Genomic DNA, 15,676 nt, shown 5'->3' with positions numbered 1-15,676 from the left:
GGAAGCACCGCTGCCACATAACGGAGCACAGGTCAGAAGGCCTGCTCAGGCGCGAGGCAGGTGCTCGTACAGGCTCTGGCAGACGCCGTTGATGTGATCCTCGATCAGCTTCGCCGCCGCCTCGACATCCCTGGCGCGACAGGCCGCGACGATCTGCCGATGCTCATGATCGGCGCGATCCTTGCCTGCCGACAGACTCATCTGCATACGCAGGTAACGCTCGACCTTGTCATGGATCGACCGGATCAGCCCGACCAGGAACGGCCGCTGGGCCGGCTCGTACAGGCACGCGTGCAAGGCCCAGTTCAGCTCGGCCCAGCGACCAATGTCATCCTCACCGACGAATTCGGCACAAATGCCTTCGGCATGGCTGAAGGTCTGCTCCGTCATGTTCGGCACCGCCAGGCGAATGGCCTGGACCTCCAGCAACACTCGAACCTCGAAGAACTGCGCGAGGTCCGGCTCCGACATCTTCGTCACCAGCGCCCCGCGGTTGCGGTGGAAAGCGACCAGCCCTTCGGCCTCCAGGCGTTTCAAGGCTTCGCGAACCGGGATCTTGCTGACGTTGAAGGCCTGGGCGATATCGTCCTGGCGCACCGGCTCGCCTTCGGCGAGATGCCCCGAAATGATCGCATCGCGCAGGTGCCTTGCAATGATCTCGGAGGTAGAAGGCGCGACCCCGAGGTTGGGCGCTTGGCTAGGGAATGGCACGGCTGGATCCGATGAAAGGCAGGTGCGGATATCTTATACGATAGGTGGCACGCCTCCAAAAGGCTGGACGATGCATGACATCCGTTCATCCATGGCCTGATGAATCATCAGTTGTCCGCCCCAGCCCGCTCGAATCTAATCGCAGCGAGCGGCCAGCCAGCAGGGGTCACGGTCGCTGGCGAGCACATGATGGCCAGGTAGCGCGCCGCGAGGCTCGTCTTGCGCAAAGACGCTCAGATAGCTACGGAGATGAATCGATGATCCATGGGAAAACGTTCGAGGCCTGGAAGCTGAGCCACCCGCTCTTGGCCGACCTGGTAGCGCTCAAGCCAACCACCTGGTTCAACCCAGGCATTGCCGAGGCTTCGCAAGGCCTGGCCGACGTGGGCCTGAGCGCCGAAGACGTGAAAGCTGCCAGTGCCAGGCTGCAGCGCTTCGCCCCTTATCTGGCCGCGGTGTTTCCCGACACCAGGCGCACTAGTGGCATCATCGAATCGCCGATCGTCCGGCTGGAGAAGCTGCGCCAGCAGCTCGTCGAACCGTCCTCGCTCGACCAGGCGGGAGCCTTGTGGCTCAAGGCCGACAGCGAGCTGCCGATCTCCGGCTCGATCAAGGCCAGGGGCGGCATCCACGAAGTCCTCAAGCACGCCGAGGAACTGGCGCTCGAGGCCGGCTTGATCACGCTCGCCGACGATTATGCCCACCTGGCCAGCGACGCGGCGCGGGCTTTGTTCGGCAAGTATCGGATCGCGGTAGGCTCGACCGGCAATCTCGGTCTGTCGATCGGCATCATGAGCGCCAAGCTTGGCTTCCAGGTAAGCGTGCACATGTCCGCCGATGCCCGGCAGTGGAAGAAGGACAAGCTGCGCGCCAACGGCGTCACGGTCGTCGAGCATGCCTCGGACTACAGCGTCGCCGTCGAGCAAGGTCGCCAACAGGCAGTCGGTGACCCAAGCTGCTACTTCGTCGACGACGAGAACTCGCCGCATCTGTTCCTCGGTTACGCCGTGGCGGCCGAGCGCCTGGCTCGCCAGTTCGACCAGGCCGGCATCCAGGTCGATGCCGAGCACCCGCTGTTCGTCTATCTCCCCTGCGGCGTGGGCGGCGGTCCGGGAGGCGTGGCGTTCGGCCTGAAGCTGGTCTTCGGCGATGCCGTGCGCTGCATCTTCGCCGAACCTACCCATTCGCCCTGCATGCTGTTGGGTGTCTATACCGGCCTGCACGATGGCACCTGCGTGCAGGATTTCGGCATCGACAACCTGACCGCGGCCGACGGCCTGGCCGTGGGCAGGCCGTCGGGGTTCGTCGGCAGAGCCATGCAGCGGTTGATCGACGGCTACTACACGGTCAGCGACGACGAATTGTATCGGCTGATGGCACTGGCCCACGACCAGGAAGGGGTCAAGCTCGAGCCCTCGGCGCTGGCCGGGATGCCTGGCATGGTCCGGGTGTTACAATCGCCCCACTATCTGGAACGCGTGGGCCTGACGCCGGCGCAGCTGCGCCAGGCCACTCATCTGGTGTGGGGTACCGGCGGCAGCATGGTTCCGGCCGACGAATTCGATGCCTACCTCGCCAGGGGGCGCAGCCTGCAAGCGGTTCCGTAGCCTGCGTACCCGAGCGCGAAGCACTTCCAAGGACTGCATGGATGGACAAGCCAAGCGCCACCGCCCCGAAGCTCAGCGGCACCCACCTGGGCAGCCTGCATGTCTTCCTGGTCGCGGCGCGTCACCTGAGCTTTGCGCGCGCGGCCGAGGAGCTGTGCCTCAGCGCCAGCGCGGTCAGTCACCGGATCAACCGTCTCGAGCAGGAGCTGTCGCTGCGGCTGTTTCGGCGTATGCCGCGCAAGGTCAGCCTCACGGAAGATGGCGAGCGCCTGTTCGAGGTCATGCAGCGGACCATGGAGGAACTCTCGGCGGCCGTACGAGCGCGCGCCCATGACCAGCTCGCCGGCCAGCTGACACTGCACGTTCGCCCTTCGATCGCCCAGTGCTGGCTGGTCCCGCGCCTGGCGCGGTTCACCGCCAGGTATCCCGATATCCAGCTGGACATCCGGGTCGGCAACGAGAACATCGACTACCGCACCAGCAAGGTCGACTTGCTGTTGTGCTATTGCGACGGCCACCACCCGGGCCTGGTCAGCCTGCACTTGATGAACGAGCGAATGGCACCGGTCTGCTCGCCTCGCTATGCCGAGGCGCTCGGGCTTTGTGGCGACGCCGGCCAACTGGGCGCCTGCACTGCCCTGCATGACATCGCCGCCTGGAACAACGCGGCCTTCGACGCGGAATGGCAGCTATGGGCGTCGTCGACCGGAGCGGACGTGCAACTGCCGAAGCGTTTCCTGACCTTCGATCGTTCCGACCTGTGCACCCTGGCGGCGTTGAATCACGTCGGGCTGGCCATCGGCCGTGAGCGACTGGTCCGCGCGCACGTGGCGCGTGGGGAGCTGGTCCTGCCGTTCGGCGGCTTCGTCGACACGCCTGGACATGGCTATCACCTGGTGCATCGGCTGCACGACCCGATGCCAAGGCGACTGCAGGCGCTGATCGACTGGCTGCTCGAATGCGCCCGCGAAACCACCACGGCCTGCTGATTGCAAGCCCGCCTGGTTTCGAATGCGATCGCAGTCAAAAAATCCGGCCAGGCGCAATCTTCTGACGAGCGCTTATTGCACGCTCACGTGGCACGCCGGCCATGAAACCACAGCGAAAGGTCGCTCACAAACAGTGCGCCTGCACCATGCGCGTGCCTTGCCGAACAGGCAACTCTGCGCTCTGAATTAATCACTTGTGGTGCCCCCTGCATCTGCCCACCATAGCCCTCGGACAACCGACATCACACGCAGGGCAGATAATAATGAAAATATTCAGCGCTTCCCGCACACCGTTGTTTGTATTTGTTCTTCTCTATATAGGTTACGTCATTTCCTATATCGACCGCGCCGCCATCACGCTTGCGCTCGCGCATATCGGCGAAGACTTCAATGTCGGCCCGGCGGAACTTGGCATCGTTCTGAGCGCCTTCTTTCTTGGTTATGCCTTGATGCAGATTCCGGGCGGCTGGCTGGCCGACCGTTATGGCAGCAAGGTGGTCATCGTGATCTCCGTCACGTTGTGGTCGCTGTTCACCGTCATGACCGGGCTGGCCTGGTCCCTGGCCTCGCTGCTGCTCATCCGGTTCCTGTTCGGGCTCGGTGAAGGCAGCTATCCCTCCTCGGCGATGAAAGGCGTGGCGGAAATCTACCCGCGCCAGGACCGTCCGAAGATGGTCGGGTTGATGATTTCGTCGAACTATGTCGGCAGCTTCATCGCCCCCCTGATCATCGCGCCGCTGATCCTTTGGCTCGGCTGGCGAGACGTGTTCCTCGCCATCGGCCTTGCCGGGATCGTGTTCGCCGTCTTCTATGCCTTGAGCGTGCAACGCCCGGCGGCAGCGCTCGAGCCACGCGCCGGCACTCTCGGTGCCAAGGAGAAGGTCAGCGTCAAGGAGCTGCTGCGCATGCCGCTGATCTGGAAGATCGTCGTCGTGTGGTTCTGCCTGAGCCTGGTCAACAAGGGCCTGGATGCGTGGATGCCGATGTATCTGCTCAAGGCTCGCGGGCTGGATCTGAAGACGGTCGGCATGCTCGTGCCCCTGCCCTTCATCGCCGCGAGCATCGCCTCGGCGTTCGGCGGCTGGCTGATGACCCGCTATTTCGATGGAAGGGAAAAATTCCTGATGATGGGCAGCTGCGTCCTGACCGGCATCTTCGTCTACGGCATGTACACCAGCCAGTCGACCACCCAGGTGATCGCCTTCCAGACCGCCGCCTACTTCTTCAAATCGTTCGTCTTCGCCACGGCCTTCGCCCTGCCGACCAAGATCCTCTCGCAGCGACTGGTGGGAACGGGGATCGGGATGGTGAATTTCGGTGGACAACTGGCCGGATTCGTCTCGCCGATGGTGATCGGCTTCCTGGTCGCCTATTTCGGTACCTATGACTCGGCGTTCCTGTTCCTGCTGGGGGCCATCGCCGCTTCGATCCTGGTGAGCCTGACCATCAGCCCACGCAAGATCCGCGACGTGCAGTTGGCCAATGCGCATGAGGCCTGAGCCGGCAGGTCAATTCGGTCAGGCCCAGGCGGTTCGGCTAAGATCGACCGCTTCCCAGGCAGAGAACCACTCGTTCATGAGCGCTCGAATCCTTAGCGAAACAGCCGTTCGCTACTTTCTTCAGGTGGTCAACAGCGGCTCGATCAGTGAAGCGGCGGCCCGCCTGCATGTGGTGCCTTCGGCCGTCAGCCGGCAGATCAGCCGGCTCGAGCATGAGCTCGGTGCCCCGCTGATCGAGCGTCAGTCGCGCGGCGTGGCCTTGACCGCCGCCGGCGAACTGCTCGCCAGCTATGCACGGCGCACGCTGCTCGACGCTGAGGGGGTGACCCACGAAATCGCTGCCCTGGGGCATGCTACCGATACCCTGGTCAAGGTCGCCTGTACCCAAGGTTTCGCTCCGTACTGCCTGCCCGATGCCATTGCCGGTTTCCGCGCGGCCGGCAAGCCTGGCAGTTTCCAGGTCCAGGTCGCCGCGGCCCAGGAGGTGACCCGGCTGGTGCGCGAAGCCCAGGTCGACATCGGTTTTTCGTTCAGCCTGGGCGCGGCGCGCGACATCAACGTGGCCTACAGCCAGCCGGCGCCGCTGCTGGCGCTGGTGGCGCCGCAGCATCCACTGTCGGCCAGGCCCTGCGTATCGCTCTCGGAAATCGTCCGCCATCCGCTGGCCCTGCCAGGCCCGCAGACCACGCTACGCCAGCTGCTGGACATCTATTGCAGCCGCGAGGGCCTGGCCTACAAGAGCATCCTCGAGACCGATCACCTCGAAGCACTGGTGCAGTTCGCATGTGCCGGGACCGCGGTGACCTTCACCGGCGAACTGGTCGTCAGGCCTCGCCTGCGCGCCGGTCAGTTGGTCGCGCTGAATGTACCGGAACTTGCCGACAGCGACAGGTCCATCGAAATCCAGACCCTGGCCGGGCGCCAACTGTCATCGACGCTGCTGAACTTCATCGAACACATGAAACTGGCCTTGCCGGGATAACGCACTTACAACGGATCCGGCAAGTCATTCAGTTAATGGCAAACCTCACCTCTAAATAAGTTAGTTGTTCGGGCAGGCCTGGGCTTCTACCCTTTTTTCAAATACTCAGCGGGGTTCGAACATGCACAAGAGAAATGAACTGGCGAGCCAGGGCGCGGTAGCACTCAAGGCCTTGATCGACCGTCGGGAAGTGTCGCCGGTAGAAGTCGTGGAAGCCTGCATCGCCCAGATCGAAACCTATGATCCGAAGATCAATGCGTTCTGCGCGACCTCGTTCGAGCGCGCCCGCGAAGAAGCCATCGCGGCCGAAAAAGCCATCATGCGCGGCGAGCCTCGCGGGCTGCTCAGCGGGCTGCCGATCGGCATCAAGGACCTGGAAGAAACCGAGGGCCTGCTGACCACCTATGGTTCGCCGCTGTACCGTGGCAACGTGCCGACCCAGGACAACGAACTGGTCAGGCGCCTGCGTCAGGCTGGCGCGATCATCGTCGGCAAGACCAACGTTCCAGAAATGGGGGCTGGCGCCAATACCCGCAACCCGGTCTGGGGTGCTACAGGCAACCCGTTCGACCCGCGTCTCAACGCTGGCGGTTCCTCCGGTGGCGCAGCCGCCGCGCTGGCCGCCGACATGGTGCCGCTGTGCAGCGGCTCCGATACTGGCGGTTCCCTGCGCATTCCGGCGGCCAAGTGCGGCGTGGTCGGTCTGCGCACCTCGCCGGGCCTGGTGCCCAGCGAGCGCAAGTTGCTGGGCTGGACACCAATCTCGGTGGTCGGCCCGATGGGCCGCACTGTCGCCGATACCTGGCTGCAGCTGGCTGCCACCGCTGGCGTGGCGCCGAACGATCCGCTGAGCTACCCGTTCAGCATGTCGAGCGCCATCGCTGCCGAGACGCCGACGGACTTGTCGCGCCTGCGCATCGGCTACACCGAGGACTTCGGTGTCTGCGAGGTGGACGACCAGATCCGCGCGGTGTTTCGGCAGAAGATCGCCCAGCTCAAGGGCCTGTTCGCGGTATGCGAGCACATCGAGGTGGACATGCGGCATGCCCACCGCTGCTTCGATATCGTGCGCGCCGAGGCCTTCGTGGGCAGCCTGCAGGCAGCCTACGAGAAAGACCCCGATGCGCTCGGCCCCAACCCCAGGGCCAACTACGAGATGGGCGCGCGCATGTCGCTCAAGGACTGCGTCTGGGCCAGCGCAGAGCAGACCCGCATCTTCCGGCGCTTCCAGAAGCTGTTCGAGCGCTACGACCTGATCCTCTCGCCCACCACGCCCGTTTCGGCCTTCCCCTGGGAGCAGCCCTACCTGGCCAGCGTCAACGGTATCGCCCTGGAGAACTATTACCGCTGGCTGGCCCTTACCTATGTGGTGACGCTGGCGACCAACCCGGCGCTGTCGATGCCCATGGGCGTCGATCATCGCGCAATGCCGTTCGGCATGCAGGTGATCGGCCGGTTCCGCGGGGATCTGGAACTGCTGCTTGCCGCCCAGGCGCTGGAGCAGCACTGCCAGCAGAGTGCCGAATTGCGTCGCCCGCTCCCGGATTTCGACGCCTTGCTGGCCAGCGATGTAGACCTGAGCACGCCAGTGACCCACCCACCACTGGCAGCCAACGACCCCAACCTGGCGCAGGAGAGCCGACCGGCAGTGTGAACGCACCCCGGCGTGGAAGAGTGCACGGTCGATACGGGAGGCCTGCCGCAGCACCGCGTCAGGCCAGGCAGCTCCCGGAGCCGCTGCGCGCCCCGGCGGCGGCCGCTGCCCGCAGTTCCGTGAGCCATGCTTGCAGCACCATTGCCCGATGTGGCAGGGCCAATGCCACCACTGCTCGACGCCCTGCCCACCAGGCTCTAACATCACGCCTTTATCGTTTCACCATATTTCGAAAAGGCGCCCGATGTCCGTTCACGAAGCACCACCCTCCACTGTCCCGAAAAGTACCGCCACCGGCATGGAAGCCTCCATGGCCGTGGGCAGCTTCGCCATTGGTACTGGTGAATTCGCCATCATGGGGCTGATGCCCGATATCGCCCACAACCTGCAACTGAGCGAGCCCCAGGTTGGGCATGCGATCAGCGCCTATGCCCTGGGCGTCATGGTCGGCGCCCCGAGCCTGGCCATCCTGGGTGCCAAGCTGCTGCGCAAGCACATGCTGCTCTTGCTGATGGCGCTCTATGCCATCGGCAACCTGGCCACCGCCTTCGCACCGTCGTTCTCCGGCCTGGTCGCCTTCCGCTTCATCAGCGGCCTGCCCCATGGCGCCTACTTCGGCATCGCTGCCGTGGTGGCCTCGAGCATGGTGCCGAACAACCAGCGGGCCGGCGCGGTAGCGCGGGTGATGATGGGCCTTACCTTGGCCATGCTGCTGGGCAACCCCATCGCCACCTTCCTCGGCCAGTTCTTCGGCTGGCGTTCGGCTTTCGTCCTGGTCGGTCTGATCGCCCTTTGCACCATCGGCCTGGTCTGGCGTTTCGTGCCACAGCCGCAGGACGAGCCGCGCAGCAACCCGCGCAAGGAGCTACAGGCGTTCAAGCTGCCGCAAGTGTGGATGGCGCTGGCGATCGCCTCGGTCGGCTTCGCCGGGATGTTCTGCGTGTTCAGCTACCTGGCACCGACCATGCTCAAGGTGACCCAGGTCTCGCCGCAATGGATTCCGTTCGGCCTGGCAGCCTTCGGGCTCGGCGGCATCATCGGCAACATCGCCGGCGGCAAGCTGTTCGACCGGCTGCAGTTCCGCGCCGTGGGGCTGGTACTGGTGTGGTCGATGGCCGTGCTGGTGTTCTTCTCCTTCGCCGCGCATGCATTGTGGAGCCTGCTGCTGGGCATCGGCCTGGTCGGCACCATGATCGCCCTGGCCGCACCCTTGCAGATCCGCCTGATGGACATCGCCCACGAAGCGCCGAGCCTGGCCGCGGCGTCCAACCATGCGGCTTTCAACCTGGCCAACGCGCTCGGTCCGTGGTTCGGCGGCATGGCCATCAGCGCCGGGCTGGGCTGGACCAGCACTGGCTACATCGGGGCGGCCACTGCGTTCGTCGGCTTGGGAATCTACTTGCTGGCGCGGCGCATGAAAGGCGGCCACTGACCCAGGCCTCGCCCTGTCTCGCTGAAGCTCGGCACTGGCCAGCTGGGCCAGGTTGCGGCTGCCGCAGACCAAGGCAGACACCTTGTCCCACAGCACTGCATTGAGCTGGACGGGGTAGGCGCAGCGGCCGAGGCGCCACGGCAGCACCCATGGGTCAACTCCTCGCGGCCAGGGCGGTGGCGACCTTCGACGCGCAGGGCCGGCCCAGCAGCCTGGATATGGCCTGGCCTGCCTGGGCCAGCCGCTGCAGGTCGATGCCTGGATCCAGACCCAGGCCGTTCAACAGGTACACCAGGTCTTCGGTGGCGACGTTGCCCGAGGCGCCTTTGGCATAAGGGCAACCGCCGAGACCGGCGACCGAGCTGTCGAAGACCGCGACACCTTCGAGCAGGCTGGCGTAGATGTTGGCCAAGGCCTGGCCATAGGTATCGTGGAAGTGGCCGGCGAGGCGCTCGCGCGGGACCTGCCGGCCGACGGTTTCGATCAGGTCGCGCGTCGCTCCGGGGGTACCGACGCCGATGGTGTCGCCCAGCGACACTTCGTAGCAGCCCATCGCGCTCAGCTCCCGTGTCACCGCCGCGACCTGCTCCGGCTCGATGGCGCCTTCATACGGGCAACCCAGGACACAGGAGACATAGCCGCGCACGCGCATGCCGTGAGCAGTCGCGGTCTGCAGAACCGGCTCGAAGCGGGCCAGGCTTTGCGCGATGGAGCAGTTGATGTTGCGCTGCGAGAAGCTCTCGGAAGCGGCGGCGAACACCGCCACTTCCTCGATACCGGCCTGCATCGCCGCCTCCAGCCCCTGCATGTTCGGTGTCAGCGCCGAATAGGTCACGCCCGGCCGGCGCTCGATGCCTGCAAATACCTCGTGGCTGCCGGCCATCTGCGGCACCCAGCGTGGGGAAACGAAGCTGCCGACCTCGATATGCCGCAAGCCCGCGGCGCTCAGCTGGTTCACCAGGCGGATCCTGGTCGCCGTGTCGACCAGGCCCGGTTCGTTCTGCAAGCCGTCGCGCGGCCCGACTTCGAAGATCCGCACCTGTGCGGGCATGTTCATGATACGGCCTCCACTTCCACGAGCACGGTGCCTTCGCCAGTCAGTTCGCCTTCGCGGGCATGGATGGTCGTGACGATCCCGGCCTGCAAGGCGCGGATGGTGTGCTCCATCTTCATGGCCTCCATGACCACCAACGCCGCGCCCGCCTCCACTGCCTGGCCTTGTTCGACCAGCACGCGCACGATGCTGCCATTCATCGGCGCGGTGAGGCCGCCGTGCTGCGCCTGCGCCGTCTCGGCTTCGGCGATCGGGTCGAAGCGGCTCACCGCGTGCCATTCGACACCCCAGCGCACATGGGCCACGCGGCCCTGGCGCACGACAGGCAAACCCGCGCGGCAGCGCAGCGCATCGCGCGGCAGCCGCACCTGGCGCCGCACGCCTTCGCACACCAGTGTCAACGACAGGTCCTGCGCCAGCCCCGCCCGCCAGGCTGTCAAGCTCGCCCAGGGCGAGCCAGGATCGTCACCACGCACCTGCGCGGTATCGGTGGCCAGCAGTGCCAGGGCGGCACCTTGCCAGAACGGCTCGGGCAACTGCGTCGCGGCAGGCAGCAGCGCCTCGTGGTGGCGCTCGATGAACCCGGTGTCCAGGCACTGCGCCGCGAACGCCTCGTGCCCGAGGATACGCTGGAGAAACGCCAGGTTGGTCCTGAATCCGGCGACCACGGTCTCGGAAAGCATCGCCAGCAGTCGTTGGCGAGCCTCTTCGCGGTCCTCGCCCCAGGCGATGAGCTTGGCGACCATCGGGTCGTAGAACGGCGATACCTCGTCGCCTTCTTCGACCCCGCTGTCCACGCGACGCCCCGGCCCCGCGGCAGGTTCACGGTACAGCTGGAGGTGACCGCTGGCCGGCAAGAAGCCTGCCTCGGGATGTTCCGCATACAGGCGCACCTCGATGGCGTGGCCATGCAGCGGCACCTGCTCCTGGGTGATGGGCAGCGGTTCGCCACGCGCGACACGGATCTGCCAGGCCACCAGGTCCAGCCCAGTGATCGCCTCGGTGACCGGGTGCTCGACCTGCAGGCGAGTGTTCATCTCCATGAAGAAGAATTCACCACGGTCGTCGAGCAGGAATTCCACCGTGCCGGCACCCACATAGCCGATCGCCTTGGCCGCGCGCACCGCCGCTTCGCCCATGGCCCGCCGCAGCGCCGGTGCCAGGCCTGGCGCGGGCGCCTCCTCGACGACCTTCTGGTGACGCCGCTGGATCGAGCAGTCGCGTTCGTGCAGGTACAGGCAGTTGCCATGCTGGTCGGCAAACACCTGGATTTCCACGTGGCGCGGCTTGAGCAGGTACTTTTCCACCAGCATGCGTGGATCACCGAAAGAGGACTGGGCCTCGCGTTGCGCCGAAGACAATGCCTCGGCCAGGTCGTCCTCGTGCTCGACCACCTTCATGCCCTTGCCCCCGCCACCCGCGGTGGCCTTGAGCAGCACCGGGTAGCCGATGCGCCCGGCCGCTTCCCTGAAGGTCTGCAGGTCCTGCGCGTCGCCATGGTAGCCTGGCACCAGCGGCACCCCGGCCTGTTCCATCAGCGCCTTGGCCGCCGACTTGCTTCCCATCGCATCGATCGCGCTGGCCGGTGGGCCGAGGAAAATCAGGCCCGCCTCGGCGAGCTTGCGGGCGAAGCTGGCGTTCTCCGACAGGAAGCCATAGCCGGGGTGCACCGCTTGAGCGCCACTGGCCAGCGCGGCCTCGATGATCTTGTCCATCACCAGGTAGCTCTCGCCCGGCTTGGCGCCGCCCAGATCGACGGCCAGGTCGGCTTCGCGCACATGCCGCGCGTGGCGGTCGATCGCGCTGTGGACCGCGACCGTGGTCAGGCCCAGCGCCTTGGCGGTACGCATGATGCGGCAGGCGATTTCACCACGGTTGGCGACCAGCAGCGTGGATATCGTTGTTCTTTTCATGATTGTCTGCTCTGTCATTGTCGCATCCTGTCGGTCACAGCCACGCGGGCTTGCGTTTTTCGAGGAAGGCGTTGAGCCCTTCCTGCCCCTCTGGGCTGACACGGATCCCGGCGATCACTTCTTCGGTCCGTGCCCTGAGCCCGTCGCTCAGGACGCCACTGCCGACCTCCTGCAACAGGCGCTTGCACACCCGCATCGCCTGGGGGCTGTTCTGCACAAGCGAGGCCGTCCAGCTCGCCACGGCATCGTCCAGCTCGTGAGCCGGGCAGGTTTCGGCGAGCAGCCCGATGCGCCGCGCCTGCTGGCCATCGAAGCGCTCACCGCTCAAGGCATAGCGGCGGCTGGCCCGTTCGCCGATGGCCTGGACCACATAGGGGCTGATGACCCCCGGCACGAGGCCGATACGCACTTCGGACAAACTGAACAGGGCATCGCTGGCGCCGATGGCGATATCACAGCAGGCAGTCAACCCCACCGCGCCGCCGAACGCAGCACCGTGGACCACGGCGACGGTGGTGAATGGCAGGTGATGGAGCAGGCTCATCAACTCGCCAAGCCGGTGGGCGTCGCGCAGGTTGGCGGCATGGTCGAGCGCGGCGCAGGATTGCATCCAGGCCAGATCGGCGCCGGCGCAAAAATGCTTGCCACGGCCCCGCAGGAACAGAAAGCGCACGTCGTCGCGGCTGTTCAGCAGGCCAAGGACGGCGATCAGCTCGTCGATCATCTCGGCGTTGAAGGCGTTGTTCCTGGCGGGTCTGTTCAACCAGAGCGTGGCCACGCCCTTGGAATCGATATGAAGCTCGATGGTGCTGTAAGCGCTCATGTGCATTCTCGGCAAAGGTGAATTCGGGCGCCGGTGGTTTCCTGCAAGCGCAGGTGCCAGCGCAGGGCGAGCTGACCACGGCCTACATGCGCAAGACGCCGAAGCGGGTCGGTTCGATGGCCGCGTTGAGGCTCGCCGACAACGCCAGCGCCAGCACCTCGCGTGTCTGCGCCGGATCGATCACTCCGTCGTCCCACAGGCGCGCGCTCGAATAATAGGCATGGGCCTGCTGTTCGTACTGCTCGACGATCGGCTGCCTGAGACGTCGCTCGTCCTCCTCCGAGAAGGTCTGTCCCGAGCGCCGGGCCTGCTCCTGCTTGACCTGCACCAGCACGCCAGCGGCCTGCTGCGCGCCCATCACGCCGATCTTGGCATTGGGCCACATCCACAGCAGGCGAGGGTCGTAGGCCCGTCCGCACATGCCGTAGTTGCCCGCGCCAAAGCTGCCGCCGATGATCACGGTGAACTTCGGCACCTGGGCACAGGCCACGGCCGCCACGAGCTTGGCGCCGTGCTTGGCGATGCCGCCAGCCTCGTATTTCTGTCCGACCATGAAGCCGGTGATGTTCTGCAGGAACAACAACGGTATCCCTCGCTGGCAGGCCAGCTCGATGAAGTGCGCGCCCTTTTGCGCGGCTTCGGCGAACAGGATGCCGTTGTTGGCCAGGATCGCCACCGGGTAGCCATGGATGTGGGCGAAGCCACAGACCAGCGTGGTGCCGAACAGCGCCTTGAATTCATCGAAGTGCGAACCGTCGCCGATCCTGGCGATGACTTCGCGTACGTCGAAGGGCTGCCTGGGATCGGCCGGGATCACCCCGTACAGCTCATCTGGGCAGTAGCGCGGGGCGACCGGCGCGATCGTCTGCAACTGGCCGAGCTTGCGCCAGTTGAGGTTGGCGACACAGCGGCGAGCGATGGCCAGGGCGTGACTGTCGTTCTCGGCATAGTGGTCGGCGACCCCCGAGACCTTGCAATGCACGTCGGCACCGCCCAGCTCTTCGGCAGTGACGACCTCGCCGGTGGCCGCCTTGACCAGCGGCGGCCCGGCGAGAAAGATGGTGGCTTGCTCGCGCACCATGATGGTCTCGTCGCTCATGGCTGGCACGTAGGCGCCGCCGGCGGTACAGGATCCGAGCACCACGGCGATCTGGGGAATACCCTGGGCACTCATGTTGGCCTGGTTGAAGAAGATCCGCCCGAAATGCTCGCGGTCGGGGAACACTTCGTCCTGGCGCGGCAGGTTGGCGCCGCCGGAGTCGACCAGGTACAGACACGGCAGGCGGTTCTGCTGGGCAATGGCCTGGGCGCGCAAGTGCTTCTTCACGGTCAGGGGGTAATAGGTGCCGCCCTTCACCGTCGCGTCATTGGCGACGATCATGCATTCGACCCCCTCGACGCGTCCGATTCCGGCGATCACTCCGGCGGCCGGAACGTCTTCGTCATACACCTGGTGCGCGGCCAACTGGCCAATCTCGAGAAAAGGCGAGCCGGGATCGAGCAATTGGTCGATCCGCTCGCGCGGCAACAGCTTGCCGCGCGCGGCATGTCGCTGCTGCGCCTGCTCGCCGCCGCCTTGGGCGACCTGGGCGAGCAGCGCGCGCAGGCTTTCGACTTGCACCAGCATCGCCTCACGGTTGGCGAGATACTCAGGCGAGCGCGTGTTGATCTGTGTAGTGAGCGTGCTCATGGATCCCTCTTGTCGTTCTGTCTGCCATGGCGCGCGCAGCTGGGCCAAGCTGCGCGCCCCGGTTGCTCGAGCGCCGACCTTCAATGCGTCTCGTTGAACAGCTCACGGCCGATCAGCATGCGGCGTATCTCGCTGGTGCCGGCGCCGATCTCGTAGAGCTTGGCGTCACGCCACAGCCGCCCGACCGGAAACTCGTTGATGTAGCCGTTGCCACCAAGGATCTGGATCGCCTCGCCGCATAGCCAGGTGGCCTTTTCAGCAGCATAGAGGATCACCCCGGCGCAATCCTTGCGCACTTGCCGGACATGCCCGGCGCCCAGGGCATCGAGGTGCTTGCCAACCGCGTAGAGGTAGGCGCGACAGGCCTGCAAGGTGGTGTACATGTCGGCGATCTTGCCCTGGATCAGCTGGAACTCGCCGATGCTCTGGCCGAACTGGCGGCGGTCATGGATGTACGGGATCACCACGTCCATGGCCGCCTGCATCAGGCCCAGCGGCCCACCGCTGAGCACGGCGCGCTCGTAGTCCAGGCCGCTCATCAGCACCTTGACGCCCTCGCCGACCTTGCCGAGCACGTTTTCCTCGGGGACCTCGACGTCCTGGAAGACCAGCTCGCCGGTGTGCGAACCGCGCATGCCGAGCTTGTCCAGTTTCTGCGCCACGGAGAAGCCCGGCGCGCCCTTCTCCAGGATGAAGGCCGTCATGCCCTTGGCCCCAGCGCTCGGGTCGGTCTTGGCGTAGACCACCAGCACGTCGCAGTCCGGCCCGTTGGTGATCCACATCTTGGTGCCGTTGAGAAGGTAGCGATCGCCCTGCTTCTCGGCGCGAAGCTTCATGGAAACCACGTCGGAGCCGGCATTGGGCTCGCTCATGGCCAAGGCGCCGACGTGCTCGCCACTGACCAGCCTGGGCAAAAAGCGATCCTTCTGCGCCTCGGAGCCGTTGCGGTGGATCTGGTTGACGCACAGGTTCGAATGGGCGCCATAGGACAGGCCGATGCCGCCAGCTGCCCGCGAGATCTCCTCCATCGCGACCATGTGCGCCAGGTAACCCATGCCCGAGCCGCCATAGCGCTCGTCGACGGTCAGCCCCAGCAGCCCCATGTCGCCGAACTTGCGCCATAGGTCCATGGGGAACTGGTCGTCACGATCGGCCGCCTCGGCACGCGGGGCGATTTCCCTGGCGGCGAAGCCGGCCACCGAGGTTCTGAGCATGTCGATCTCTTCGCCCAGGAAGAAATCCAGCGTTGGCAGGTTGTTCATGTCACGTCCTCACTCTTGTGAAAGGTGCTGTTGTCCGGGCCCGCGCGGGCTCGGAAAATG

General features: G+C 65.4%; 12 protein-coding genes. 6 read left to right on the top strand and 6 right to left on the bottom strand.

Translation table 11 applies throughout. The annotated features are described in order from the left end of the window. Positions 1-45: 45 nt before the first annotated feature. Positions 46-711, bottom strand: a complete 666-nt coding sequence (locus ACY8GK_RS02655) for a GntR family transcriptional regulator (RefSeq protein ID WP_462402212.1) — start codon at positions 709-711, stop codon at positions 46-48. Between the two features lie 257 nt (positions 712-968). Here ACY8GK_RS02655 and ACY8GK_RS02650 point away from each other — a divergent pair, with 257 nt between their 5' ends. The 6 genes from ACY8GK_RS02650 (at position 969) to ACY8GK_RS02625 (ending at position 8,874) form a co-directional block, all read left to right on the top strand. Continuing rightward, on the top strand, positions 969-2,318 hold the full coding sequence (locus ACY8GK_RS02650; protein ID WP_196176344.1) for a D-serine ammonia-lyase: 1,350 nt from the start codon (positions 969-971) through the stop codon (positions 2,316-2,318). Between the two features lie 41 nt (positions 2,319-2,359). Further along, positions 2,360-3,307 (top strand): DNA-binding transcriptional regulator DsdC, encoded by a 948-nt coding sequence (gene dsdC / locus ACY8GK_RS02645; protein WP_196176347.1) that lies wholly within the window; start codon positions 2,360-2,362, stop codon positions 3,305-3,307. 194 nt (positions 3,308-3,501) lie between these two features. Further along, on the top strand, positions 3,502-4,806 hold the full coding sequence (locus ACY8GK_RS02640; protein WP_462402211.1) for an MFS transporter: 1,305 nt from the start codon (positions 3,502-3,504) through the stop codon (positions 4,804-4,806). A gap of 76 nt (positions 4,807-4,882) precedes the next feature. Then, on the top strand, positions 4,883-5,788 hold the full coding sequence (locus ACY8GK_RS02635) for a LysR family transcriptional regulator (RefSeq protein ID WP_196176351.1): 906 nt from the start codon (positions 4,883-4,885) through the stop codon (positions 5,786-5,788). 121 nt (positions 5,789-5,909) lie between these two features. Next, positions 5,910-7,442: an amidase gene (locus tag ACY8GK_RS02630; RefSeq protein WP_462402210.1), complete on the top strand. Its 1,533-nt coding sequence runs from the start codon at positions 5,910-5,912 to the stop codon at positions 7,440-7,442. A 244-nt stretch (positions 7,443-7,686) separates the two neighbouring features. Next, positions 7,687-8,874, top strand: a complete 1,188-nt coding sequence (locus ACY8GK_RS02625) for an MFS transporter (protein ID WP_462402209.1) — start codon at positions 7,687-7,689, stop codon at positions 8,872-8,874. Between the two features lie 154 nt (positions 8,875-9,028). Here the strand turns inward: ACY8GK_RS02625 and ACY8GK_RS02620 are convergent, their stop codons facing one another. The 5 genes from ACY8GK_RS02620 to ACY8GK_RS02600 all read right to left on the bottom strand — a co-directional run bounded on the left by ACY8GK_RS02620 (position 9,029) and on the right by ACY8GK_RS02600 (position 15,616). Next, positions 9,029-9,931: a hydroxymethylglutaryl-CoA lyase gene (locus ACY8GK_RS02620; protein ID WP_196176355.1), complete on the bottom strand. Its 903-nt coding sequence runs from the start codon at positions 9,929-9,931 to the stop codon at positions 9,029-9,031. Then, the gene (locus tag ACY8GK_RS02615) at positions 9,928-11,841 is read right to left on the bottom strand and encodes an acetyl-CoA carboxylase biotin carboxylase subunit (RefSeq protein WP_196176357.1); all 1,914 of its coding nucleotides are present in this window, start codon (positions 11,839-11,841) and stop codon (positions 9,928-9,930) included. Before ACY8GK_RS02615 ends, ACY8GK_RS02620 begins: the two co-directional genes overlap by 4 nt. 34 nt (positions 11,842-11,875) lie before the next feature. Then, a complete protein-coding gene (locus tag ACY8GK_RS02610; protein WP_462402208.1) occupies positions 11,876-12,664 on the bottom strand; it encodes an enoyl-CoA hydratase-related protein in 789 nt (262 codons plus the stop codon). 82 nt (positions 12,665-12,746) lie between these two features. Further along, on the bottom strand, positions 12,747-14,354 hold the full coding sequence (locus ACY8GK_RS02605; protein WP_462402207.1) for a carboxyl transferase domain-containing protein: 1,608 nt from the start codon (positions 14,352-14,354) through the stop codon (positions 12,747-12,749). Between the two features lie 80 nt (positions 14,355-14,434). Next, on the bottom strand, positions 14,435-15,616 hold the full coding sequence (locus ACY8GK_RS02600; protein ID WP_196176363.1) for an isovaleryl-CoA dehydrogenase: 1,182 nt from the start codon (positions 15,614-15,616) through the stop codon (positions 14,435-14,437). Positions 15,617-15,676 lie beyond the last annotated feature (60 nt).

The organism is Pseudomonas sp. Marseille-QA0332, from assembly GCF_054950175.1.
Note: the sequence above shows the minus strand (reverse complement) of the source record. Positions and strands in the feature narration are given on the sequence as shown.

What these genes read in the sequence shown, in the direction of transcription:
- ACY8GK_RS02620 (WP_196176355.1), bottom strand. Translation starts at nt 9,931, where the DNA reads ATGAACATGCCCGCACAGGTGCGGATCTTCGAAGTCGGGCCGCGCGAC.
- dsdC (WP_196176347.1), top strand. Translation starts at nt 2,360, where the DNA reads ATGGACAAGCCAAGCGCCACCGCCCCGAAGCTCAGCGGCACCCACCTG.
- ACY8GK_RS02625 (WP_462402209.1), top strand. Translation starts at nt 7,687, where the DNA reads ATGTCCGTTCACGAAGCACCACCCTCCACTGTCCCGAAAAGTACCGCC.
- ACY8GK_RS02600 (WP_196176363.1), bottom strand. Translation starts at nt 15,616, where the DNA reads ATGAACAACCTGCCAACGCTGGATTTCTTCCTGGGCGAAGAGATCGAC.
- ACY8GK_RS02605 (WP_462402207.1), bottom strand. Translation starts at nt 14,354, where the DNA reads ATGAGCACGCTCACTACACAGATCAACACGCGCTCGCCTGAGTATCTC.
- ACY8GK_RS02650 (WP_196176344.1), top strand. Translation starts at nt 969, where the DNA reads ATGATCCATGGGAAAACGTTCGAGGCCTGGAAGCTGAGCCACCCGCTC.
- ACY8GK_RS02610 (WP_462402208.1), bottom strand. Translation starts at nt 12,664, where the DNA reads ATGAGCGCTTACAGCACCATCGAGCTTCATATCGATTCCAAGGGCGTG.
- ACY8GK_RS02615 (WP_196176357.1), bottom strand. Translation starts at nt 11,841, where the DNA reads ATGAAAAGAACAACGATATCCACGCTGCTGGTCGCCAACCGTGGTGAA.
- ACY8GK_RS02630 (WP_462402210.1), top strand. Translation starts at nt 5,910, where the DNA reads ATGCACAAGAGAAATGAACTGGCGAGCCAGGGCGCGGTAGCACTCAAG.
- ACY8GK_RS02635 (WP_196176351.1), top strand. Translation starts at nt 4,883, where the DNA reads ATGAGCGCTCGAATCCTTAGCGAAACAGCCGTTCGCTACTTTCTTCAG.